This window comes from Bacillus sp. JNUCC-22 (genome assembly GCF_018861275.1).
Lineage (GTDB): Bacteria > Bacillota > Bacilli > Bacillales > Bacillaceae > Bacillus > Bacillus velezensis.
Map to the genome: position 1 here is coordinate 674,254 of NZ_CP076408.1, position 24,020 is coordinate 698,273.

Annotated in this window: 17 protein-coding genes and 2 pseudogenes; 14 read left to right on the plus strand and 5 right to left on the minus strand. The window is 40.7% G+C overall.

The features are described 5' to 3' along the window. Positions 1-11 precede the first annotated feature (11 nt). Positions 12-1,442, plus strand: coding sequence for an Asp-tRNA(Asn)/Glu-tRNA(Gln) amidotransferase subunit GatB (gatB, locus tag JNUCC22_RS03500; RefSeq protein ID WP_003155730.1), 1,431 nt, complete (start codon positions 12-14; stop codon positions 1,440-1,442). Between the two features lie 64 nt (positions 1,443-1,506). On the opposite strand, the gene JNUCC22_RS03505 is transcribed toward gatB, so the two are convergent. After that, positions 1,507-2,355 carry a TetR/AcrR family transcriptional regulator gene (locus JNUCC22_RS03505; protein WP_015239325.1) on the minus strand — a complete coding sequence of 283 codons (849 nt, stop codon included), beginning with the start codon at positions 2,353-2,355 and terminating at the stop codon, positions 1,507-1,509. Between the two features lie 128 nt (positions 2,356-2,483). On the opposite strand from JNUCC22_RS03505, the gene JNUCC22_RS03510 reads away from it, so the two are divergent. From JNUCC22_RS03510 to JNUCC22_RS03545, 8 genes are all read left to right on the plus strand, one after another. After that, positions 2,484-5,627: an efflux RND transporter permease subunit gene (locus tag JNUCC22_RS03510; RefSeq protein WP_216062128.1), complete on the plus strand. Its 3,144-nt coding sequence runs from the start codon at positions 2,484-2,486 to the stop codon at positions 5,625-5,627. 152 nt (positions 5,628-5,779) lie between these two features. Then, positions 5,780-6,691 carry a diacylglycerol kinase gene (locus tag JNUCC22_RS03515; RefSeq protein WP_020955460.1) on the plus strand — a complete coding sequence of 304 codons (912 nt, stop codon included), beginning with the start codon at positions 5,780-5,782 and terminating at the stop codon, positions 6,689-6,691. Positions 6,692-6,838: 147 nt separating this feature from the next. After that, a complete protein-coding gene (rlmD, locus tag JNUCC22_RS03520) occupies positions 6,839-8,233 on the plus strand; it encodes a 23S rRNA (uracil(1939)-C(5))-methyltransferase RlmD (protein ID WP_216062129.1) in 1,395 nt (464 codons plus the stop codon). A 492-nt stretch (positions 8,234-8,725) separates the two neighbouring features. Next, positions 8,726-10,297 carry a type I restriction-modification system subunit M gene (locus tag JNUCC22_RS03525; RefSeq protein ID WP_182069644.1) on the plus strand — a complete coding sequence of 524 codons (1,572 nt, stop codon included), beginning with the start codon at positions 8,726-8,728 and terminating at the stop codon, positions 10,295-10,297. Further along, entirely contained in the window at positions 10,281-11,507 is a 1,227-nt protein-coding gene (locus tag JNUCC22_RS03530; protein WP_216062130.1) for a restriction endonuclease subunit S, read from the plus strand. Before JNUCC22_RS03525 ends, JNUCC22_RS03530 begins: the two co-directional genes overlap by 17 nt. Then, positions 11,494-14,646 (plus strand): type I restriction endonuclease subunit R, encoded by a 3,153-nt coding sequence (locus tag JNUCC22_RS03535; RefSeq protein ID WP_216062131.1) that lies wholly within the window; start codon positions 11,494-11,496, stop codon positions 14,644-14,646. The genes JNUCC22_RS03530 and JNUCC22_RS03535 overlap by 14 nt, the downstream gene beginning before the upstream one ends. Before the next feature lie 145 nt (positions 14,647-14,791). Next, positions 14,792-15,811, plus strand: coding sequence for a hypothetical protein (locus tag JNUCC22_RS03540; protein WP_216062132.1), 1,020 nt, complete (start codon positions 14,792-14,794; stop codon positions 15,809-15,811). Between the two features lie 190 nt (positions 15,812-16,001). Then, a complete protein-coding gene (locus JNUCC22_RS03545) occupies positions 16,002-17,168 on the plus strand; it encodes an MrcB family domain-containing protein (protein WP_216062133.1) in 1,167 nt (388 codons plus the stop codon). Between the two features lie 650 nt (positions 17,169-17,818). On the opposite strand, the gene JNUCC22_RS03550 is transcribed toward JNUCC22_RS03545, so the two are convergent. From JNUCC22_RS03550 to JNUCC22_RS03565, 4 genes and pseudogenes are all read right to left on the minus strand, one after another. Further along, positions 17,819-18,295, minus strand: a complete 477-nt coding sequence (locus JNUCC22_RS03550; RefSeq protein ID WP_216062134.1) for an antitoxin YezG family protein — start codon at positions 18,293-18,295, stop codon at positions 17,819-17,821. Between the two features lie 35 nt (positions 18,296-18,330). Further along, positions 18,331-18,776 (minus strand): annotated as a pseudogene (locus JNUCC22_RS03555) (TIGR01741 family protein). A 90-nt stretch (positions 18,777-18,866) separates the two neighbouring features. Next, positions 18,867-19,337, minus strand: a complete 471-nt coding sequence (locus tag JNUCC22_RS03560) for an antitoxin YezG family protein (RefSeq protein ID WP_216062135.1) — start codon at positions 19,335-19,337, stop codon at positions 18,867-18,869. A 5-nt stretch (positions 19,338-19,342) separates the two neighbouring features. Then, positions 19,343-21,346 (minus strand): T7SS effector LXG polymorphic toxin, encoded by a 2,004-nt coding sequence (locus tag JNUCC22_RS03565; protein WP_216062136.1) that lies wholly within the window; start codon positions 21,344-21,346, stop codon positions 19,343-19,345. Between the two features lie 298 nt (positions 21,347-21,644). Here JNUCC22_RS03565 and JNUCC22_RS03570 point away from each other — a divergent pair, with 298 nt between their 5' ends. The 5 genes and pseudogenes from JNUCC22_RS03570 (at position 21,645) to cotJC (ending at position 24,018) form a co-directional block, all read left to right on the plus strand. After that, the gene (locus tag JNUCC22_RS03570) at positions 21,645-22,364 is read left to right on the plus strand and encodes a YebC/PmpR family DNA-binding transcriptional regulator (RefSeq protein ID WP_003155709.1); all 720 of its coding nucleotides are present in this window, start codon (positions 21,645-21,647) and stop codon (positions 22,362-22,364) included. A 179-nt stretch (positions 22,365-22,543) separates the two neighbouring features. Then, positions 22,544-22,654: pseudogene (locus JNUCC22_RS19470) on the plus strand (hypothetical protein); the annotation flags it as partial. Positions 22,655-22,938: 284 nt separating this feature from the next. Beyond that, positions 22,939-23,187 (plus strand): spore coat-associated protein CotJA, encoded by a 249-nt coding sequence (gene cotJA / locus JNUCC22_RS03580; RefSeq protein ID WP_007408933.1) that lies wholly within the window; start codon positions 22,939-22,941, stop codon positions 23,185-23,187. Beyond that, positions 23,171-23,434: a spore coat protein CotJB gene (cotJB, locus tag JNUCC22_RS03585; RefSeq protein ID WP_007408934.1), complete on the plus strand. Its 264-nt coding sequence runs from the start codon at positions 23,171-23,173 to the stop codon at positions 23,432-23,434. Before cotJA ends, cotJB begins: the two co-directional genes overlap by 17 nt. Positions 23,435-23,448: 14 nt before the next feature. Further along, the gene (gene cotJC, locus JNUCC22_RS03590; RefSeq protein ID WP_003155700.1) at positions 23,449-24,018 is read left to right on the plus strand and encodes a spore coat protein CotJC; all 570 of its coding nucleotides are present in this window, start codon (positions 23,449-23,451) and stop codon (positions 24,016-24,018) included. Positions 24,019-24,020 lie beyond the last annotated feature (2 nt).

The following is a 24,020-nucleotide window of genomic DNA, read 5'->3' on the forward strand; positions in this document are numbered from 1 at the left end:
GGTGAAATGAAGTGAACTTTGAAACGGTAATCGGACTTGAAGTCCATGTGGAATTAAAAACAAAATCTAAAATTTTCTCAAGCTCACCGACGCCATTCGGCGCGGAAGCGAATACCCAAACGAGCGTCATCGACCTCGGCTATCCCGGCGTGCTGCCCGTTTTGAACAAAGAAGCGGTCGAATTCGCGATGAAAGCCGCAATGGCTTTGAACTGCGAAATCGCAACGGATACGAAGTTTGACCGGAAAAACTATTTCTATCCCGACAACCCGAAGGCATATCAAATTTCTCAATTTGACAAGCCGATCGGCGAAAACGGCTGGATCGAAATCGAAGTCGGCGGAAAAACGAAAAAAATCGGCATTACCCGTCTTCACCTTGAAGAAGATGCGGGAAAACTGACGCATACGGGCGACGGCTATTCCCTCGTTGACTTCAACCGCCAGGGCACGCCGCTTGTCGAGATTGTATCTGAGCCGGATATCCGCACACCGGAGGAAGCTTACGCATATCTCGAAAAGCTGAAATCAATTATCCAATACACAGGTGTTTCCGACTGTAAAATGGAAGAAGGTTCACTGCGCTGTGACGCCAACATTTCCCTCCGTCCGATCGGCCAGGAGAAATTCGGCACAAAAACGGAGCTGAAAAACCTCAACTCTTTCGCATTCGTGCAAAAAGGCCTTGAGCATGAAGAAAAACGCCAAGAGCAGGTGCTTCTGTCAGGCGGAGTCATTCAGCAGGAGACGCGCCGCTACGATGAAGCGACGAAAAAAACCATTTTGATGCGTGTCAAAGAAGGTTCGGACGACTATCGTTATTTCCCTGAGCCTGACCTTGTCGAGCTCTACATTGATGACGAATGGAAAGAACGCGTAAGAGCAACCATTCCTGAGCTTCCGGATGAGCGCCGCAAGCGTTATATCGAAGAGCTCGGCCTGCCGGCTTATGACGCAATGGTTCTGACGCTGACGAAAGAAATGGCTGACTTCTTCGAAGAAACGGTCAATAAAGGCGCAGAAGCCAAGCAGGCATCAAACTGGCTGATGGGTGAAGTCTCAGCTTACCTGAACGCCGAACAAAAAGAGCTTGAGGATGTCGCACTGACTCCTGAAGGCCTTGCCGGCATGATTAAGCTGATTGAAAAAGGAACCATCTCGTCCAAAATCGCGAAGAAAGTCTTTAAAGAATTAATTGAAAAAGGCGGCGACGCAGAAAAAATCGTCAAAGAAAAAGGCCTCGTGCAGATTTCTGACGAAAGCGTGCTTCTGAAGCTGGTAACAGATGCGCTTGACAGCAACCCGCAGTCAATTGAAGACTTCAAAAACGGAAAAGACCGCGCGATCGGCTTCCTTGTCGGGCAGATTATGAAAGCCTCCAAAGGACAGGCCAACCCGCCGATGGTCAACAAAATCTTACTTGAAGAAATCAAAAAACGATAAAAAAAAGCAGCCGCCTCTAAGGGCGCTGCTGACACGGAGACCGGTAAGCGCCGGTCTCTTTTTTTTATAAGATGAAATAGGTTTCAATGGAAGCCCGCAGCGTTTCAATCTGCTCATTTCCGCTGCCTGCCAAGTTGGACAGCATTCCTTTAATAATCGGTTTTCGCGGCTCTACCTTTGCGCATTCCTCTTCAATGACTTCAAGCGATACGAGGACGTCCTCAGGCAGCCCCTGCTGTGCTTTTATATTTTGAATATCCGCAAGCAGTCTTTCTCTGTCCGCCGCGGGCTGAGTGAAGATATCCTCAGGCAGCAGCGGATCGGGATTGTCTCTTATCAGTCCCGTAATCAGATCATCGATTCTGGCAATCAGAAAGGCCGCCACGTTTTCCGTCCGGAATGCCGTATGTTCATTAAAAATCAAGAAATGAATATAGGAGCTCACAATTCCTTGCGCCATAACGGACGCATCCGCTAAAAACGGTGTGACGGCATCTCCGTAAACGGAGAGCAACGCATCCCGATACAGCATGTTAAATTGAATATTGGCCTCATGAAAATACTGTTTGACCTTTTGATTTTCAGGAATGACCTTTTCGCTCAGCAAGAGAATGATAAAGTCCTTGTGTTCCATAAATTCCTGGAATTGATATGCGATTTGTTTTCGGAATACGTCCTTAGGCGGTTTATGCTGATGTTCTGTTTTGATTTTCTTTATTTCTTCCATAGACATGCCGATGTAATACTCACATGCTGACAGCAAAAGGTCTTCTTTTGATTTGAAATGGAGATAGAAGGCCCCTTTTGAAATTCCGCATTCGCCGGCGATTTCCTGAATGGTTGTTGAAGAAAACCCTTTTTTGGCAAATAAATGGATGCCTGTTTTTATGATTTTCTCTTTTTTTTCGTTCATGACGTGCTTCCCCTTAATCCTGAAAAATTTAGAAAAATTTACTGCCTTATTAGTTGACGATGTTGAGTTATACCGTTTAGTATTATATAGAATGACCAGTCAGTCAATAAAAATTAACGGAGGACATGATGAACCACATTATTAACTTTGTACTGAAGAACAAATTCGCAGTTTGGCTGATGACGATTATCGTTACTGTAGCAGGGCTGTATGCCGGTATGAATATGAAGCAGGAATCCATACCGGACGTCAACATGCCTTACCTTTCAGTAAATACGACTTATCCCGGAGCTGCTCCGAGTCAAGTTGCGGATGACGTGACAAAACCGATCGAGCAGGCGGTCCAGAATTTAGAAGGAGTGAGCGTCGTAACGTCCACATCCTCTGAAAACGTCTCATCGGTTATGATTGAATATGATTACAACAAGGATATGGACAAGGCGAAAACCGAAGTCGCTGAAGCGCTGGACAGTGTCAGCCTTCCTGACGACGCGAAAAAACCTGACATTTCCCGTTACAGCCTCAACTCTTTCCCGATTTTGACGCTCAGTGTGACAAGCGGCAAAAGCTCGCTTGAAGACCTGACCAAAAATGTGGAAAACACTCTCGTTCCTAAGCTTGAAGGCATTCAGGGCGTTGCGTCTGTGCAAGTTTCCGGACAGCAGGAAGAGCAGGTGGAATTCTCTTTCAAAGACAAAAAAATGAAAGAGTACGGACTTGATGAAGATACCGTCAAGAAAGTGATCCAAGGCTCTGACGTCAATACGCCGCTTGGATTGTACACATTCGGCAACAAAGAAAAATCAGTTGTCGTTAACGGAGATATTACGTCAATTAAAGATCTGAAAGATATGAGAATTCCGGTCACATCTTCTTCTGCCGCTCAAGGTCAAGCGGGCGGAGTCGGTGCGGCGTCTGCGGCGGACGCTCAGGCTATGCAGCAGGCACAGCAAAGCGCGTCAGCAGGGGTGCCGACAGTCAAGCTTTCTGACATTGCCGACATTAAAGATGTGAAAAAAGCTGAATCCATTTCCCGCACGAACGGAAAGGACAGCATCGGAATTAATATCGTAAAAGCCAATGACGCCAACACGGTAGAAGTGGCCGATGCGATTAAAGATGAACTGAATCAATACAAAAAAGACCATAAAGGGTTCAAGTACAGCTCGACTCTTGATATGGCAGAGCCGATTACAGAGTCGGTGGATACGATGTTAAGCAAAGCGATTTTCGGCGCGATTTTTGCGGTCGTGATCATTCTCTTATTCTTAAGAGATATTAAATCAACGATGATTTCTATCGTTTCCATCCCGCTGTCACTGCTGATTGCGCTTCTTGTGCTGAATCAGCTTGATGTCACATTGAACATAATGACGCTCGGTGCGATGACGGTCGCCATCGGACGGGTAGTCGACGACTCGATTGTCGTGATCGAAAACATTTACCGCCGCATGAGGCTGAAAGATGAACCTTTACGCGGGAAGCAATTGGTGCGTGAAGCGACGAAAGAAATGTTTAAACCGATCATGTCATCAACGATCGTAACCATTGCTGTATTCCTGCCGCTTGCCATGGTCGGCGGACAGATCGGCGAACTGTTTATGCCGTTTGCATTAACAATCGTCTTCGCGCTTGCCGCATCACTGTTGATTTCGATCACACTGGTGCCGATGCTTGCGCACAGCTTATTCAAAAAATCGCTCACAGGCGCGCCTGTTAAAGCGAAAGAGCATAAGCCGGGCAGATTGGCCAATTTCTATAAAAAAGTGCTGCATTGGTCATTAAGACATAAATGGATTACATCTATCATCGCGGTTCTGATGCTTGTCGGCAGTTTGTTCCTCGTACCTCTGATCGGCGCGAGCTACCTGCCTGCGCAAGCGGACAAAACGATGCAGCTCACATACACGCCTGAACCGGGCGAAACGAAAAGCGAAGCTGAAAAAGCTGCGCAAAAAGCGGAAGACATGCTGCTTAAACGCAAACATGTCGATACCGTTCAGTATTCTTTAGGCTCGCAAAGTCCGCTCGGCGGGAGCTCAAACGGCGCATTGTTCTACGTGAAATACGAGGATGACACGCCTGATTTTGACAAAGAAAAAGACAATGTCTTAAAAGAAATCAAAAAAACATCCAGCCGCGGCGAATGGAAATCACAAAATTTCAGTTCGTCAGGCAACAACAACGAATTAACGTACTATGTGTACGGAGATTCAGAGTCTGATATTAAAGGCACGGTCAAAGACATCGAAGGCATCATGAAAAAGCAGAAAGATCTGAAAGACGTCAACTCAGGCCTTTCCAGCACATATGATGAGTACACGTTCGTCGCTGACCAGGAGAAACTCAGCAAGCAGGGCCTGACGGCTTCGCAAATCTCCCAAGCCCTGATGTCCCAAACGTCACAGTCTCCTTTGACAACGGTGAAAAAGGACGGCAAAGAGCTTGATGTGAACATCAAAACAGAAAAAGACCAGTATAAGAGTGTAAAAGAATTAGAGGATAAAACCATCACATCGCCTGCAGGCCAAGAAGTAAAAATCGGCGATGTGGCGAAAGTGAAAAACGGCACGACATCCGATACCATTTCCAAACGCGACGGCAAAGTGTACGCTGACGTAACGGCAACCGTCACTTCTGACAACGTCACGAAGGTGTCATCAGCCGTTCAAAAGAAAGTTGACAAACTGGATCACCCGGACAATGTATCGATTGATACCGGCGGTGTATCAGCGGATATTGCTGATTCCTTTACGAAACTCGGCTTAGCAATGCTTGCCGCAATCGCCATCGTATACCTCGTTCTTGTGATCACGTTCGGCGGAGCATTAGCGCCGTTTGCGATTCTGTTCTCGCTTCCGTTTACAGTCATCGGCGCATTAGCCGGACTGTATGTATCCGGAGAGACGATCAGTCTGAATGCCATGATCGGTATGCTGATGCTGATCGGAATCGTCGTCACAAACGCGATTGTCTTAATTGACCGCGTCATCCATAAAGAAGCGGAAGGCTTATCGACGAGAGAAGCGCTCCTGGAAGCCGGCTCTACGAGATTGCGTCCGATTCTGATGACGGCGATCGCGACAATCGGCGCCCTGCTTCCATTGGCATTGGGCTTCGAAGGCGGAAGCCAGGTCATTTCTAAAGGACTCGGTGTCACTGTTATCGGCGGTTTAATCAGTTCGACTCTGCTTACCCTGCTGATTGTGCCGATCGTATATGAAGTATTAGCGAAATTCCGTAAGAAAAAACCTGGAACGGAAGAAGAGTAAGACAGCGGGCCTTGGCTCCTTAAACGGAGCCGGGCCCTTTTTTCTTCTGGCAATTCCTGTACATATTGTTGCGATTTTCTCAAGTCATAGTATAATTAAAGGTTGTTAGTGTTAATAATGGATCGGATACTCTTAAGTAGGATGATGAGATAATGAAACGTGCACGCATAATATACAATCCGACTTCAGGACGGGAGCTTTTTAAGAAAAATCTTGCCCAGGTCCTGCAAAAATTTGAACAAGCCGGTTATGAAACCTCCACCCATGCCACCACATGCGCGGGGGATGCCACCCACGCCGCAAAAGAAGCCGCTTTGCGGGAGTTTGACCTGATTATCGCAGCCGGCGGAGACGGAACGATTAATGAAGTCGTCAACGGCCTTGCACCGTTAGACAAACGCCCGACACTCGGCATCATTCCGGTCGGCACGACAAATGACTTCGCCAGAGCGCTGGGCATTCCGAGAGAGAATATACTGAATGCCGCTGATACCGTCATTAACGGCGTAGCCCGCCCGATCGACATCGGACAGGTGAACGGTCAGTATTTTATCAACATCGCCGGCGGAGGCCGTCTGACGGAGCTGACGTATGATGTGCCAAGCAAACTGAAAACGATGCTCGGCCAGCTTGCTTATTATTTAAAGGGAATGGAAATGCTGCCTTCACTTCGACCGACAGAAGTCGAGATTGAATATGACGGCAAGCTGTTTCAAGGCGAAATTATGCTGTTTTTAGTGACGCTGACCAACTCGGTCGGCGGATTCGAGAAACTGGCCCCTGATTCCAGCCTGAATGACGGCATGTTTGATTTGATTATTTTGAAAAAAGCCAATCTCGCGGAGTTTATCAGAGTCGCGAGCATGGCGCTCAGAGGCGATCATATTAACGATCAGCACATTATTTACACAAAAGCGAACCGTGTGAAAGTCAATGTATCAGAAAAGATGCAGCTGAACCTGGACGGCGAATACGGCGGCATGCTGCCGGGTGAATTCGTGAATTTGTACCGGCATATTCACGTCATCATGCCGAAGGAGAAAGCGGAACAGCTGGATGATTAATACGCGGACAAAATCCTAAAACAGTATTCGTTTTAGGATTTTGTCATCTTTTCAGCGTGATCGGAAACCTTTGAAGGCTGACATTGAATTTGAAGGTTTGCCAGCACGCTGAAACAAGGCTATTGGTAAAACTAGAGGTGATTATAGATGAAAATGAAACCCCCGATAGAAAAAAATGAATACTATGATGTGATATTTGAGGATTTGACGCACGAAGGAGCGGGCGTCGCAAAGGTTCAGGGCTTCCCGATCTTCGTGCCGAACGCCCTGCCTGAGGAAAAAGCGCAAATCAAAGTGACACGCGTCAAAAAAGGCTTCGCTTTCGGCCGCTTAATCGAGCTGAAGGAAGTAAGCCCGCACAGAACGGATGCCCCGTGCCCGATCTACAAACAATGCGGCGGCTGCCAGCTTCAGCACATGACCTATGAAGGCCAGCTTTTGTTTAAACAGAAACAAGTCAAAGACGTCTTAGAACGGATCGGCAAGCTGGACCTCTCAAAAGTCACCGTGCACCCGACGCTCGGCATGGAAGATCCGTGGAACTACAGAAACAAAGCGCAGGTGCCGGTAGGAGAAAGAGAAGGCGGACTCGTCGCCGGATTCTATCAGCAAAGAAGCCATGACATCATCGACATGAGCGCCTGTCTGATCCAGCAATCCAAAAATGACGAAGCCGTCCAAGCCGTCAAAGACATCTGCGCAGCATACGGTGTCAAAGCTTACAACGAAGAACGCCACAAAGGCTGGCTCCGTCACATTATGGTCAGATACGGCGTCGTCACAGGCGAAATGATGATCGTCTTCATCACAAGAACAAACGACTTTCCGCACAAAGCGAAGATCATCGAAGACATTACGGCGCAATTCCCACATGTGAAATCCATCGTGCAGAACATCAACCCAAACAAAACAAACGTGATCTTTGGGAACGAAACAAACGTCATCTGGGGCGAAGAATACATCTACGACCTCATCGGAGACGTCAAATTCGCCATCTCCGCCAGATCGTTCTATCAGGTCAACCCGGAACAGACAAAAGTGCTCTACGACAAAGCGCTTGAGTACGCGGAGCTGCAAGAGGAAGAAACCGTCATCGACGCCTACTGCGGCATCGGGACGATTTCTCTATTTCTGGCGAAGCAGGCGAAAAAAGTGTACGGCGTCGAAATCGTGCCGGAAGCCATCGAGGATGCAAAACGCAACGCTGAGCTGAATGGCATCAAAAACGCAGAATTCGCCGTCGGAGAAGCGGAAACAGTCATTCCGAAATGGTACGAAGAAGGCATCACGGCCGACACCCTCGTCGTCGACCCGCCAAGAAAAGGCTGCGACGAAGCCCTCCTGCGGACAATCATCGACATGAAACCGAAGCGGGTGGTGTACGTGTCCTGCAATCCAGGAACGCTTGCAAGAGACCTGCGGGTGCTTGAGGATGGCGGGTATCAGACGCTCGAAGTGCAGCCGGTGGATATGTTCCCGCATACGAATCATGTGGAGGTAGTATCGCAGATGATTTTAAAAAATGAAGCAGGCTCCCGATAAGGGAAAAACCTGCTTTTATTCAAATGTTGGGGCGGCAAATCGGTAATTAATCACCGGTGTACCGTCTTCTTTTATATCAAAGGCGGTACAGTAAAAGTTTTGACTACAAGTGATATTGAGGATATCGAGTTTCCTGATGTTAATCTTCAAGAGCAAATGGAGATTGTTCAGGGTGTTAGAAATGCTGAACAGAAATATAACGGTTTAATCTAACAAGCAAAAGAAATATTAAAGCAAGGCAAGTTGAGTGCTTAAACAAAATGGGAATCGGAAATGTAATTGAGGGTCTAGATTAATTTTTATCAGCGTCAGCTCATGTGTTAGGTTTGTGAGCTGACTACTTCAAGATTATAGGTTATAGGTCCTTTATAAGTGATTTTAAAACGGTATAATAGATATAGAAATATAAGGGGTGAAATTCCATGAAATTTAAATAATCATTTCATCCTTATAATTAATGAGATATGATAAAGAGAATTGGGGGCTATTTTAATGGCTAAAAAGAAAGATACAAAAGAAAAGAGTATGGAGGAAACATTATGGGATTCCGCCAATAAATTACGCGGATCCGTTGAGGCTTCAGAATATAAACACGTTGTTTTAGGATTAATCTTTTTGAAATTTGCTAGTGATAAATTTGAAGAACGAAAAGCGGAGTTATTAGATGAGGGTAAAGAAAAATATGTTGATATGGTTGAGTTTTACACCATGAAAAATGTATTTTATCTATCTGAAATTTCGAGATGGAGTTACTTAGTAGAGAACGCCAAGCAAGAAGATATTGCATTAAAAATCGATACCGCTCTTTTTACTGTAGAGAAAAATAATCCGGCATTAAAAGGCGCGTTACCTGATAATTATTATTCCCGTTTAAACCTTGATGTAAGTAAACTAGCATCCTTAATAGATACAATAAACAACATAAACACTATCAAAGATAAGCAGCAAGACATTGTAGGAAGGATTTATGAGTATTTCCTAAGTAAGTTTGCATTGGCAGAAGGAAAAGGAAAAGGAGAATTTTATACTCCAAAAAGCATAGTAAATCTTATTGCAGAAATGCTCGAACCATATAAAGGTAAAATTTATGACCCCGCTTGTGGATCAGGGGGTATGTTTGTTCAATCAGTAAAATTTATTGAATCACATCAGGGAAATAAGAAAGATATATCGATTTACGGACAGGAGTATACAACTACAACCTACAAGCTGGCAAAGATGAACCTAGCTATAAGAGGAATTTCGGCTAATCTTGGAGAGACTGCTGCTGATACTTTCTTTAATGACCAACATAAAGATTTGAAGGCTGATTTTATTATGGCAAATCCTCCGTTTAATCAGAAACAATGGAGAGCTGAGAATGAGTTAACAGATGATCCGCGTTGGGCAGGTTACGAAGTACCACCTAGAGGTAATGCTAACTATGCTTGGATTCTCAATATTGTTTCTAAACTATCTGAGAATGGTGTAGCCGGGTTTCTATTGGCGAATGGTGCATTAAGCGGTGGTGGCGATGAATATAAAATACGTAAGAAATTGATTGAAAATGATCTAGTCGAATCTATCATTGTATTACCGCAAAATATGTTTTATACCACTAACATAAGTGTTACGCTTTGGATCCTGAATAAAAACAAAAAGGCTCGTACTATTGACCAAAATGGAAGTTTAAAAAAGTATCGTAACAGAGAAAAAGAAGTATTATTTATGGATTTGCGAGAAATGGGTGTCCCATTTGAAAAAAAATATACTCAGTTTTCGGAAGATGATATTACAAAGGTTACAAACATATATCATAACTGGCAACAAACTGATTATGAAACTAAATATCAAAATATCCCGGAATTCAGTTACAGCGCAACATTTGAAGAGGTTGTAAATAAAGATTTCTCATTAGTGCCAAGTAAATACATTGAGTTTGCTAATCGTGACGAGGATATTGACTTTGATGAGAAGATGAAACTAATACAAAGTGAATTTGTTGACCTGCTTAAAGCTGAAGAAGACTCTAAAAAGGATTTATTAAAAGTTTTTAAGGAGTTAGGTTATGAAATCGAATTATAAGAGGATTGGTGATTGCATTCGGTTAGTTGATGAAAGGAATGTTAATCTTAATGTAACAACCCTTTTAGGACTAAGTATTACAAAAGAATTCATTCCATCAGTTGCAAATACAATTGGAACAGATTTTAAAAACTATAAGATTATAAGAAAAAAACAGTTTGCTTGTAGCACCATGCAAGTAAGGCGAGATAAAAAAATGCCAGTTGCATTACTACAGGATTATGATGAAGCTATCATATCTGCTGCCTATCCTGTTTTTGAAGTTGTAGATACTGAGATGATTTTACCGGAGTATTTAATGATGTGGTTTAGTAGAAGTGAGTTTGACAGAGAAGCTTGTTTTTATGCTATAGGTGGTGTTAGAGGTAGTATTGAGTGGGAAGATTTTTGTAATATGCAACTCCCGGTTCCTTCCATTGATGAGCAAAAGGAAATTATAAATAAGCACAAAATATTATTAGATAGAATAAAGGTGAATAATCTTTTCATTCAAAAATTAGAAGAAACCGTACAGACTATCTATAAGCAATGGTTTATTGACTTTGAATTTCCAAATCAATTGGGTAATCTTTATAAATCTAGTGGTGGAAAAATGAAATTTAATCCAATATTAAACACTGAGATACCGAAGGGTTGGGAAGTAAAATCATTCACGGATGTTGTAAAAGTGGGTGGTGGGGGTACACCAGATACAACTATTGATACTTATTGGAATGGTGGTATTCCATTTTTTACTCCGGGAGATGTTTCCGAAAGTTATTATTGCCTTGAGACAGAAAAATCTGTATCTAAACTGGGATTACGAAATAGCAGTACAAAATTATATCCCAAAAACACCGTTTTTGTTACAGCTAGAGGGACAGTTGGAGCTATAGCTTTAGCTGGGACTGAAATGACAATGAATCAAAGTTGTTATGCACTGATGGGGGATAATCAGTATTATATCCACCAATTAACTATTGCTACAATTAGAAGTTTAAAAAAACAAGCAAGTGGAGCGGTTTTTAATGCATTGATAGTAAAAGATTTTGCGGAGCAAAATGTAGTGCATCCACCTAAAGATATCGAAAATAGTTTTCAAGATATAGTAAGGGGTTTATATAACGCAATTTATCTTAAAGTTGAACTAAATAAGTTATTAAGCTCAACTGTAAAGCTGCTTTTATCTAAACTTGCCACGACGAGGGGGAAGAACATTGAAATTCTCTGAAAAGTCCTTAGAGCAAGCCGTAATAGAACTTTTTGAAAGTGAAAGCTATTCACACCAAAGCGGAACGGGCATTCAGAAGGAAATAAGTGATGTACTTCTACGCGATGATTTAAAAGCATTTTTACTTAATCGCTACTCAGATGATAACATTACGCCGAATGAGATTGACAATATCATGCGACAGATGGAAGTATTACCTGCATCGAATTTATACGAAAGTAACAAAGCTATTATCAAAATGATTTCAGATGGTTTTATTCTAAAACGAGAAGACCGAAGTAAAAAGGATTTATTTATTCAATTAATAGATTTTGCTCCTAATAATATCGACAATAATCTATTTAGAATAGTAAATCAACTAGAGATACAAGGGTTTAAAAAGTGTATTCCAGATGCAATTGTTTATGTAAATGGCTTACCTTTAGTAGTGATAGAGTTCAAAAGTGCTATCAAAGAAAATACGACTATAAAAAATGCCTATACACAACTGACTGTTCGTTACCAGAGGGATATCCCTGAGCTTTTTAAGTATAATACATTTTGTGTTATTAGTGATGGAGTAAATAATAAGGCTGGTTCGTTATTTGCTCCCTATGATTTCTTTTATACATGGCGAAAAATAGAAGGTAAGGAATCGTTTGAAAAGGATGGCATTGATTCACTTTATTCAATGGTGAAGGGTCTATTTAACCAAAAACGTTTCCTAGAAGTGGTACGTCACTTCATTTATTTCCCTGATACAAGCAGCAAAAAAGAAAAAATTGTTCCTCGTTATCCACAATATTATGCCGCAACAAAATTATTAAAAAGCATTAAAAGAAATATGCGGCCGCAAGGTTCAGGTAAGGGTGGTACGTATTTTGGAGCAACAGGTTCAGGCAAGAGTTATACCATGCTATATCTTACAAGACTTTTAATGAGAGATAAAGACCTACAAAGCCCTACTGTTGTCTTGATATCAGATAGAACAGATTTAGATGATCAACTTGCAGGACAATTCACAAATGCTAAGTATTTTATAGGCGATGACCAAGTAATAAGTGTGGAAAGTCGGGAAGATTTAAAGTCATACCTACAAAATAGAAAAAGTGGTGGCGTATTTTTAACTACTATTCAAAAGTTTAATGAAAATGTTGATCTGCTGACAGATAGAAACAATGTAATTTGTATTTCGGACGAAGCACATCGTTCGCAAACAAATCTTGACCAAAAAATAAAAATCACTAAAGATGGTGTCGAGAAAAAATATGGTTTTGCCAAGCATTTGCACAAATCTCTGCCTAATGCAACTTATATTGGTTTTACTGGTACACCGGTGGATGCAACTATAGATGTATTTGGGGAAGTAGAAGATGCATACACAATGATTGAAGCTGTATACGATGAAATAACTGTACGGATTGTTTATGAGGGAAGAGCTGCTAAAGTAAATCTCAATGAAACAAAATTGCATGAAATCGAAGAATACTATAAAGTGTGCGAAACTGCTGGAGCTAATGAGTATCAGATTGATGAAAGTAAAAGAGCAGTAACCCAAATGGAAGTTATTCTTGGTGATCCTAAACGGTTAAAATTAGTGGCTGAAGATTTTGTAGAGCATTATGAAAAGAGAATTGAAGAAGGTGCAACAATAAAAGGTAAGGCAATGTTTGTAGCTGCCAACCGACATATTGCTTATGACTTGTATAAAGAAATTATTGCACTGCGTCCAGAGTGGGCAGAAGTTAGAGTCTGTGACGAAGGTGTTGAGCTTACTGATAAAGAAAAAAAAGAAATTAAATCAATGGAAAAAATTAAAATGGTCATGACTCGTACTAAAGATGATAGTAAAGAACTTTATGACCTGTTAGGTACGAAAGAATATCGTAAAGAGTTAGATAGGCAATTCAAAAATGAAAAATCAAACTTCAAAATAGCCATCGTTGTTGATATGTGGCTAACAGGATTTGATGTACCATCACTAGATACCATATATATTGATAAACCAATTCAGCAGCACACCCTGATTCAGACTATTTCACGAGTAAACAGAGTTTATGAAGGTAAAGAAACTGGATTAGTTGTCGATTATTTTGGAATAAAGAGCAATTTAAATGTAGCGATGAAAAAATATGGTGTTGTAGAGGGGGAAAATTTTAATGGTATCGATAAGGCAGTTGTCATTGTAAAGGATCAGCTAGATTTATTAGCAAAAATCTTTTATAAATTTGATAATACTGCATATTTTCACGGAACTCCATTGCAACAATTACAATGCTTAAATCAAGCAGCAGAATTTGTACAACAAACGGAGCAATTAGAAAAACGTTTTATGGCCATAACGAAGAAACTTCGCTCTGCCTACAATTTATGTGTGTCTAGTGAAGATATAAGCCAAATGGAAAGAGATTATATTCACTATTACCTAGCTATAAGGTCCATCATCCATAAACTAACAAAAGGTGATGCTCCGGATACTGCTCAAATGAATGAAAAAGTAAGGCAGATGATGGAAGAAGCTTTAATAAGTGAAGGAGTGGAAGAAGTATTTAAGCTTGATAAAAATGATCCGAAAAATAATGCGGATTTATTTAGTGACGAATACTTAGCTAAGATTAATAAAATCAAACTACCAAACACTAAAATTAAGCTTCTACAAAAACTACTGTCAAAAGCAATTGAGGAATTTAAAAAAACCAATAAAATTCAGGGTGTCGACTTTTCAAAAAGATTCAAAAAATTGGTTGAACAATATAATGAAAGAAAAGACTTCCAAGCTTTGCAAAGTGATGTTTTGGATGAAGTTGCAGAACAATTTGCGGATTTGTTTGGAGAACTAATGAACGAGCGGGATTCTTTCAAGGATTTAGGAATTGATTATGAGGAGAAGGCTTTCTACGATATTCTCAAAGCAATATCGGAGAAACATGAATTTGAATACCCGCACGGCAAACTTATTAAGCTATCACAAGAAATAAAGTCTATCATCGCGGATAAAGCAAGATATACAGACTGGTCAAGTAGAGATGATATTAAGGCAGAGCTAAAAGTCGATCTTATTTTAACGCTTGCTGAAAACGATTACCCTCCTGTTCCTAAAGATGAGATTTTTAAAGAGATATTTGAACAGGCAGAGAATTTTAAGAAGTATAGGGCGTAACCATAGACGTACCCACTATATTTACAAAATCAAATGAAGAGATGTTTGTGCATCTCATCCCTGTCAGACTTACAAGTTGCACTAACAACTTATTTTAAGTATGTACAGAAATAAACCAAAGTATAAGGTGTTTAAGGGGGAAAGTATGGATAGAAAAAGTTTGATTGAATTTTATAAAGAAACGGATTATAAGACTAAAAGTTTATCTATAAGAGGAATACCTCCTAGACCTAGCGAGTGGAATGTTCCCCTTTTTATTAAAAAAATATATCCTGAAAACAAAGACATATTTAAAAACTCTATTAATAATAATCAGGTTGAAGTTAAATTAGTACAGGAAGATTTAGAATTTTTTAAGGCGTTATTGTTACATGAATCGTTATTTAACTTTTACAAGGCTTTTTATAATTATTTATGTGCATTAAAGCTTTATGACGGCGGATTACAGCATTGGATTGAAATTACTGCGTATTATGCAAAATTCTATTTAGCTAACAGTATTATAGCTTTAACAGGAAAATCTAGATATATAGTTACCGGGAGTAGTAAAAATTTCGTTGAAGATATCTATAAGCTAGTAAATAAAAATGGTTATCAAAGTAATATAAGGAAGAATGGCAGTTTTGTGGCTAGTTATGCAAGGTACGGTATAGAAATCAATATCAATCCATCTTTAAATGAAGGTAAGCTGATAATTACTAAAGATTTAGGTAGCGGTGGTTCACATGGTCATGTTTGGAACAAGTATTCGGATATAGATACAAAAAAAATCGGTGTTACAGAGTTGACCTATAGCTACCCTCAGCATCTTACCGAAGAAAGAAACCTTGAGAATTATTCTTTTGAAGGTTATAGACAGTTGGACTTTAATTTGGAATTGGATAATTTTAAGGGTTACTTCCAAAGAGAATATATTAAAAATCAATCAAATCTAATTTATACTAGTGAAACAGCTATAATACTTGGGGTAATTGGTGAATTGTTTAATTTATTTGAGGAATTAAAGGTAAATGAATTACCAATTGAAAAAGAAAAATTAATACATATGTGCAAATACACATTAGGTGAATCTGAACAATCCAAGAAATTGTCAGATTTAATTTGTTCCGGTTTTCCAACTAAGAATAAATATTTAGACGAGTATCATTGGTATGAATCAAATTAAAATAATTTGCGAAGACAAGCTGAAACAAATGGTATATAAATGAAACTTTTATTGTGCCTTGAGTGTAACGATATATTTAGCTTCGACCTCGGAATGGAAAAATATAGATGTTGAGGGCGATACATGACAATCTTAATGCGTTTATTAAAGCTTTTAGGTATCTCATTTATATATAGAGGTGTTTGAAATAATGGCTAAAGTTTTAGATGATACGAAATCAACCATACAAGAAAAAATGGTTAAGGTAATAACAGAATATCATAAAGCTAAAAGAGAGAGGTTTAAAGACCATCCTTTAGGGACCCTTGTTCGTCATAAGATAAAGGAGTCTTTTTTTAAAGACGCTGAATTGGATCAAAAAATTTATCATATAGTAGGTTCGGTAGGACAAGGTAGATGGGCTGAGATCCCATGGATTTCTGTCTTTATTAAGAAATTAACGATTTCAGCCACAAGAGGGTACTATATTGTATACTTGTTTAATGCTGATGGCAGTGGCTTTTATGTTAGTTTGAATCAAGGTTGGACATATTTTAAAGATAAATATGGAACAAAGCTAGGGAAGGAAAAAATAAAAAAAACAGCTTCTATAATTAGAGGAAAATTAAATACTATATCTAGAAACATGAATCTTTTAAATATTGATTTAAAGGGTAATGGTGATCTTGCTAGAGGATATGAACTAGGACATATATGTGGACGATATTATGATGTGAGCAATATACCTAGTAAGGAAGAATTCATAACCGATTTACAAAATTTGTTGATTACATATAAAGAAATAGAAGGACTGATTGGAAAGAGATCAATAGAACAGTTCAATGATTTCATTTTATTACAGGAAGACGGGTTGTTTACAGATGATACGACTAATGAAGAAGAATATCAGCTAGCAGTTCAGCATTTTATTATATCTGAGAGTGTAAAAAAGACATATGAAGTAAATCAAAAAAAAGTACGTCCAGAACCAATTTATAATAAAGGTGGACAAAAGCAGTGGACAAGGAATGCAAGCCTAGCCTCAATGGCTATGATGCTTTCAAATTACACTTGCGAAATTGAAGACTCCCATAAAACATTTATCTCTAAATCTACCAATAAGCCTTTTGTTGAATGTCATCATCTTGTGCCCATATCTAAGCAAGGTGAATTCCAATATGACTTAGATCAACTAGAGAACATGGTAAGTTTATGTCCACTTTGTCATCGTCTTATACATTTAGGGAGAGATGAAGATAAAGAAACACTTTTAAAAAAATTGTTTGATCAGCGTAAGGATCAATTGAAACGTATAGGTATAGAAATCACCTTTTCAGATCTTAAAGAGATGTACGGCTGTCTAATGATAAGCGAGTGATATCATTTGTATTTTTTTCTGAAAGTAATTAATCCTCTAATTATTGATTATAACAGATCTTTTATTGCTCTCAATGGTTTTAAGGGCATAATTGACACTCGGCAATGCTATGTAAGAACTAACTTTGAAAACTGTTCATTATGTTTTTCATTACTGGAGTAGGGTTCTTTTGATTACATTTTATTGATCCAATTGTTAAATTAATTTTTTCTTACTGCCAAGATGGTGCCCCTTTATAAAGTGAGATGAGATAAATTTAAAGCCCACAATTAAGAGGGCTCAGAGTTATTTATTAGGGCTGGAGGAATATAAAATAGTATCTTTATTGATAAATTTCCTATTTTACTCAATTTATTTAGAAATCGTTTTCTATTTTAAATTTTACTCAAACAAAAGGTTACTGAACCAATAAATTGTATTGTTTTTTGCGTTTATTTTTCTTTGTCCCCTCAATATATTCAAAATTATATAAAAGAATAGCAGCATTGGTTTGCGGTACCATAGTTCTCAAATTGAGGTTATATAACACTCTCACGCAAGCGCTTCCTAAATAATGTAGTTAAATTATTACAACTGTTTATTTATGATTAAAACTCTTCTTTTAAGGATCATTGTTTCAAAAATTCACCTCCAGAAAAAGGAGTGGGATATCAATTTTGAGAACTTAGATATTGTTTTAAAAAGGATTTTAAAGGTTTACTCTTAGGATAAATTCCTACATTTTTATAAGTCCAGATTGTTTGTCTTTGAGTGATGGTATATGGAGATTGAATAACGTCTTCATAATTATAATCTATCGAAAATTCTCCGCTTATCCCCAGACTAAGTGTTAGATTAGTCCATATATCTTGATTGTTTTCTTTAAATTCATCTCGTAATTCCTCGAATAAGTCATGCAAGTCAAATAGTAGCTCCTCATAAATCTCCTCACTGACATGATAGTGTTCAGGGATATTATGAGAATATATCAAATCTTCATTATATGGAGTATTGAAATAAAAGAAAACTTCAGAAGAATCGTCGAGTATTTCTGCATAAAGAATGACTTTTTCCCATTCAGAAGGAATGATTTCGTTAATGCCTTCTGCTATCTGTTGATATAATTCACTCATTTTTTCTGTTTCCATGCTAACCTCCAGTTTTTTTAAGAACTATATCAAATTTATAGATTTAGGTGGCTAATTAAAAACCTCGTCTTCAGGCAAAATTCCAAGAGTTTTGTACTCCCATAATGCAATTCTTTGATACCCATCAAAGCTCAGATGCCAAAATATCATCATCATTATAATCAAGTTGGAATTGATCGTTGCTCTCCAATGTCAATGTAAGGTTCGTCCAAACCTGATCATTATTATTTTTGTGCTCAGCTCGTAATTCCTCAAAAAGTTCACGGATTTCTCTTAATAAAGTTTTGAAGATATCTTTACTTACACTGTATCGGACTGGTATATCTTGCGAATAAATCAGTTGACATTTTTCTGGTGTCTTGAAGTGAAAGAGAACCATGGTAGAGTTAGCTAATACTTCTGCATAAAGATATATTTTTGTCCATTCACAAGGTATGATGTCATTTAATTTATCACAAATAATCTGGTACAGATCTTGCATTTTTTTAGTTTTCAACCTTTTCACCTTCAATCGTCGAGAAATCCCAGTATAAAAAATAGCCCAGCAAAGAAGTGCTGAGCTATTATTGATTTATAGACCGAAGTAGTTTATTACGAACTGTTTATCATCCTCATCTTCAGGCAAAATCCCTAAATTTTTATATTCCCATACTACTTGCCGTTGAGTACCGTTTAAGTTTGAGGCGATGACATCGGTATAATCGTAGTCTATTGAGAATTTTCCAGTATTCTCTAGTTTGAGCGTTAAATTGGTCCAAATATCTTGGTTGTTTACTTTAAATTCTTCTCTTAACTCCTCGAATAACTCTTGAAGTTCAATTAATAAACTCACGTATATTTTTTTACTAACATCGAATTGTTTCGGTATATCATGAGAATAGATATTCTCTTCACTTTGTGGTGTATTGAAGAAAAAGAAAACTTCTGATGAATCATCTAATATTTCCGCATAAAGAATGATTTTTGTCCATTCAGATGGAATCATTTCATTAAGCTGTTCTGCTATTTGTTGATATAACTGTCCCATTTTCTCAGTTTCCAATAGGTTTAACCTCCAGCTTGGTTTTTTATTGTCACGAATTTTGTTTTATTGCCAATCGTATATTCGATTATGAATTTTGTAGGTCTTAAAGAGTCACCTTTATATAGAGATTCTATGTTAACATTAACTCTTTTAGGTGGTTCTTCTTTAAGAGCCTTTGCCCATTCTTGCTCCATTTCATACCATCTGCCGCCGCTCCTATTAATCTGAGAGTTCATCGGCACGATATTGTCGAATTGGCCTGAGCCCTTGAATTGAGTAGCGATTAGGTGGCCTCCGTCGTCATCTGTCAGACGGTCTGGTTTACCTGCTTTAGACTGCGCATATTGGTTGCGTTTTGCTTCTCCCAGCTGCAAGTCTGCTTTGACACTTGTAATTCTACCATAGTTGTCAGTGGTGTACGTGTAGCCTTCTTTTGTTTTGTAGATGACATTCGGCTTCAATACTTTCTTTCTGGTCCATTTCGCAAAATGCTCGCCGTATTTGACCGTTACCGGCGGTACATGCGGTGCCGGTGTCCGTCTGCCGCTTGCGGAGGTTCCGTACGGTTTCGGCAGGATGACCTTGGCGAATTTCTGAAGTCCTTCTTTAAGTGTGACCCCGTTGACTGCGTTGTAAGGAACGCCCGCCGGCACTAAGTCGTGACGCGGATGATACGGGAGAATATCAGCCAGGGTGAGATCTCCGATTTGATTTAACTTGGTTTTGACACGTTTTTTTGATACTTCCATGCCTGTGTTTACTTTTTGTTTGATGTGGTCAACGGTTTGTTTTGAGACCGTTATCGCTTTTTGAGCTGTGGCGGATTTGCTTGCTGCTGTTTTGACTTTGGTTGTCACTTTGGCGGCTGTGCCAGTTTTTGAGACAGCGCCGACGCCTTTTGTGCCGATAACTGACGCCACAACAGTGCCGACCGCATATGACACCCATCTTGCTCTTGAGTAGGTGTCGCCATTCACCATGTCTTTTTGGTACGATTCTTCGATTGCCGCTGAAATCGCTTCATACGTTTTGATCGGGTGAGCCACCGCTCCTGTAATGGCTTCAACCGTTCCGCCCGGATCTGTGACCATATCCCATAGGCCTGTGACCGCGTCTTTTCCGGAATCATAAAGGCCGACGGCAACGCCTTTGAAACCGTCTGTAAGTTCACGCGTGTTTTCAATTTGAGTGAAGTAGCGCTGCTGTTCTTTTGTCAGGTTTTTATAGCCGATTGTTTTGGCCATTGAGTAGAATTCATCGGCATTCGCATAATCGTAGTTTTTCAGTCTTTCTTTCAGTTTTTCAATCTCTCGTTCTTTCGCTTCCTCTTTCTTCATCTTCAAATAAGCATCCGAATGTCTTGCGATATCGCCTTTTTTCTTATGAATATCACTTTCACGGTACGCTTTTGCGTTGTAGTGAAGCGGCGTGGCGTTTTTTCCTTTACCTGTGGCGTTTTGGAGCTGTTGGAAGTCAGCTTGGATGAACTGTTCGTTCGCTTCGGTTTCTGCGTATTCCTTCGTTAGATCGTGATCAAGCTTGCCGAGTTTATGTATCGTTTCGCTTCTTTTTTTGTCAGCTGAAGAAAGCTTCTGTTCTGTGCTTTCGGTTGAAAACAATTCGAGCGAGATAATGTCATCGATCTCTCCGAGGATGGAGCGCATGTCCTTTTTTTGTCCTTCCATAATGGCCTTTGATTTACTGAGGGCGTGGGTGAGCTCATGCTCCAGAAATGATTCTTCCACATGCGAATTGGAAAGTCCGGCGTCTTCGACCTTGCCGGGAAGGCTTGTGAGAAATGCGATTTTCATGTCGATCAGATCAAGCCAGCTGTCTGTGACGCCTGCTTGGTCCTTGAAAAAAGCTTTGATATTATTTGCGCCTCGGCCTGAGAAATCATTGTCACCGAGATCAGCCATGCCTTGAAACGCTTTTTTCAGATTGACCATCTGGCCGCGCAGTTTTTTGTATTCACCCGCGCGCTGTTTGGCGGCGGCGAGGAGGGTGGTTGCTTCGAAAACTTTCATGACCATATCCTTTCTTTTGTTCGATATCAAAATTTTACCACGTGAGTCAGGATATACAGTGTAGGAAATAGGTAATAAGAATAAAATGAATCTTTTGGCTTGCGACTTCCTTCCTGTATGAAGGGAGGCTTTTTATGTTTTGTACAATAACCCTCAAATTCGGCTTACTGCGCTCCGGTGATTTTAAGCGTGCCTGTTTTTTCTAATGTCTTACACTCGAAACAACCCAACCGCTGAGGTATAATAGAAGCAGAGTATTTATCATACAGATTCAATTCGTGAAAGAGAGTGGAACAAAATGGGCCGTAAGTGGAACAACATTAAAGAAAAGAAAGCATCAAAGGACGCAAATACGAGCCGGATTTACGCGAAGTTCGGCCGTGAGATTTATGTGGCGGCAAAACAAGGCGAGCCAGATCCGGAATCGAACCAGGCGTTAAAAGTGGTGCTTGAGCGCGCGAAGACGTACAGTGTGCCGAAAAATATTATTGAGCGAGCGATTGAAAAGGCGAAAGGCGGCGCGGAGGAGAACTTTGACGAGCTGCGTTACGAAGGTTTCGGGCCGAACGGTTCAATGATCATCGTTGATGCGTTAACGAATAATGTAAACCGCACGGCGCCTGAAGTGCGCGCCGCATTCGGGAAAAACGGCGGAAATATGGGTGTGAGCGGGTCTGTCGCTTACATGTTTGATGCGACCGCCGTTATCGGCGTTGAAGGCAAGACGGCGGATGAAGCGCTGGAATTGCTGATGGAAGCTGATGTGGACGTGCGCGATATTTTAGAAGAGGATGACAGTGTTATCGTGTATGCCGAGCCTGATCAATTCCATGCCGTACAGGAGGCATTCAAAAATGCCGGCGTTGAAGAGTTCACGGTTGCGGAGCTGACGATGCTTGCGCAAAATGAAGTCGAGCTCCCGGAAGATGCGAAAGCTCAATTTGAAAAGCTGATCGATGTGCTGGAAGACCTCGAAGACGTACAGCAGGTTTATCACAATGTAGATTTAGGCGAATAAAGACAAAAAGGCCGGGGCGGCATAAGTTCCGGCCTTTTTATTTTGCTTATGCGGTCGGCCTGTATCGTATTTCTCCGTAAGCAATTATTGATTATTTCGCCAAAACTGGGCGGATGCCCATACGTTTCCTTCCGCATGTCATAAACTGGACTGTAACCTATGTGAAGGAGCGATAAATCATGAATGAAAGAAGACCGATTTACGGCGGCGGCTATGGCGGCTACGGAGGCTACGGTGGCTACGGCGGCTACGGAGGATATCCGGGATACGGTTTCGGCGGCGGCTATGGCTACCCGGGGTACGGTTTTGGCGGCTACGGAGGCTACGGAGGCTACGGAGGATATCCGGGGTACGGTTTTGGCGGCTATGGCGGCTACGGCGGCTACCCGTTCTATCATCATCATCATCATCGGGACAGCCAATATATCTGACCATTCGGGAAAAGCACTCTTGGAACAGCAAGAGTGTTTTTTTGTGTCCGTTTTTAACGGGCTTTTTTATTTTCTTACAGGGCATAAATGCCGATACGGATTCATACCTATTAAGGTCATGTGTTTAGGAAAGGAGGATCGTAATGAAAGAAAATCAGCCGTTTACACCGGTCAAATCCTATAAACCCTTCCACAGCCGGTTTGATCCCTGCCCGCCGATCGGGAGAAAATACTTCAGAACGCCGCCGCATCTTTATATGCGGTTTCAGCCGTATCACTTAGAGCAGTTTTCTCCGATGGAGGCATTGAGAAAAGGGACCCTTTGGAAGGATCTTTACGATTTCTATGATAATCCTTATCGGGGGGGAATCGAATATGGCGAAAAAGATTGATGATGAATATTATCGGCTGCTGGAGCAAATTCAGGCGGCGGACTTTGTCTTGGTGGAGCTGACGCTTTATCTGGATACGCATCCCCATGACCGTCTCGCGCTTCAGCAGTTTCATGAATATTCCCGGTACTCAAGACAGCTGAGAAAGCGGTTTGAGCCTGAGTACGGACCGCTTCTGCAATTCGGCGTGAGTCAGGTCGGCGCTCAATGGGACTGGGGCCGCGGTCCTTGGCCATGGCAAGTATAAGGAGGGATCTGTAAATGTGGGTATATGAAAAAAAGCTGCAGTATCCGGTTAAAGTCAGTACATGCAACCCGATGCTGGCTAAGTTTCTCATTGAACAATACGGCGGGGCGGACGGCGAATTGGCCGCAGCGCTCCGGTACTTAAACCAGCGCTACACGATTCCTGACAAGGTGATCGGCCTGCTGACGGATATCGGCACGGAGGAGTTTGCGCATTTAGAAATGATTGCGACGATGATTTATAAGCTGACAAAAGATGCGACCCCGGAGCAGCTGCGTGATGCAGGGCTCAGTGATCATTACGTCAACCATGACAGCGCGCTGTTTTATCACAATGCGGCCGGAGTTCCGTTCACAGCGTCTTACATACAGGCGAAGGGAGATCCGATCGCTGATTTATATGAGGATATTGCGGCTGAAGAAAAGGCGAGAGCGACGTATCAATGGATTATTGATATTTCCGATGATCCTGACCTGAATGATTCACTCCGTTTTCTGCGTGAGCGTGAAATCGTCCACTCTATGCGTTTCAGGGAAGCGGTTGAGATTTTAAAAGAAGAACGTGATAAGAAGAAAATTTTTTAAAC

Coding starts and splice junctions, on each gene's coding strand:
- rlmD (WP_216062129.1), top strand. CDS start 6,839: ATGAAAATGAAACCCCCGATAGAAAAAAATGAATACTATGATGTGATA.
- JNUCC22_RS03510 (WP_216062128.1), top strand. CDS start 2,484: ATGAACCACATTATTAACTTTGTACTGAAGAACAAATTCGCAGTTTGG.
- JNUCC22_RS03540 (WP_216062132.1), top strand. CDS start 14,792: ATGGATAGAAAAAGTTTGATTGAATTTTATAAAGAAACGGATTATAAG.
- JNUCC22_RS03565 (WP_216062136.1), bottom strand. CDS start 21,346: ATGAAAGTTTTCGAAGCAACCACCCTCCTCGCCGCCGCCAAACAGCGC.
- cotJA (WP_007408933.1), top strand. CDS start 22,939: ATGAAAGAAAATCAGCCGTTTACACCGGTCAAATCCTATAAACCCTTC.
- JNUCC22_RS03545 (WP_216062133.1), top strand. CDS start 16,002: ATGGCTAAAGTTTTAGATGATACGAAATCAACCATACAAGAAAAAATG.
- JNUCC22_RS03530 (WP_216062130.1), top strand. CDS start 10,281: ATGAAATCGAATTATAAGAGGATTGGTGATTGCATTCGGTTAGTTGAT.
- JNUCC22_RS03505 (WP_015239325.1), bottom strand. CDS start 2,355: ATGAACGAAAAAAAAGAGAAAATCATAAAAACAGGCATCCATTTATTT.
- cotJB (WP_007408934.1), top strand. CDS start 23,171: ATGGCGAAAAAGATTGATGATGAATATTATCGGCTGCTGGAGCAAATT.
- JNUCC22_RS03515 (WP_020955460.1), top strand. CDS start 5,780: ATGAAACGTGCACGCATAATATACAATCCGACTTCAGGACGGGAGCTT.
- cotJC (WP_003155700.1), top strand. CDS start 23,449: ATGTGGGTATATGAAAAAAAGCTGCAGTATCCGGTTAAAGTCAGTACA.
- JNUCC22_RS03525 (WP_182069644.1), top strand. CDS start 8,726: ATGGCTAAAAAGAAAGATACAAAAGAAAAGAGTATGGAGGAAACATTA.
- JNUCC22_RS03550 (WP_216062134.1), bottom strand. CDS start 18,295: ATGGAAACAGAAAAAATGAGTGAATTATATCAACAGATAGCAGAAGGC.
- JNUCC22_RS03570 (WP_003155709.1), top strand. CDS start 21,645: ATGGGCCGTAAGTGGAACAACATTAAAGAAAAGAAAGCATCAAAGGAC.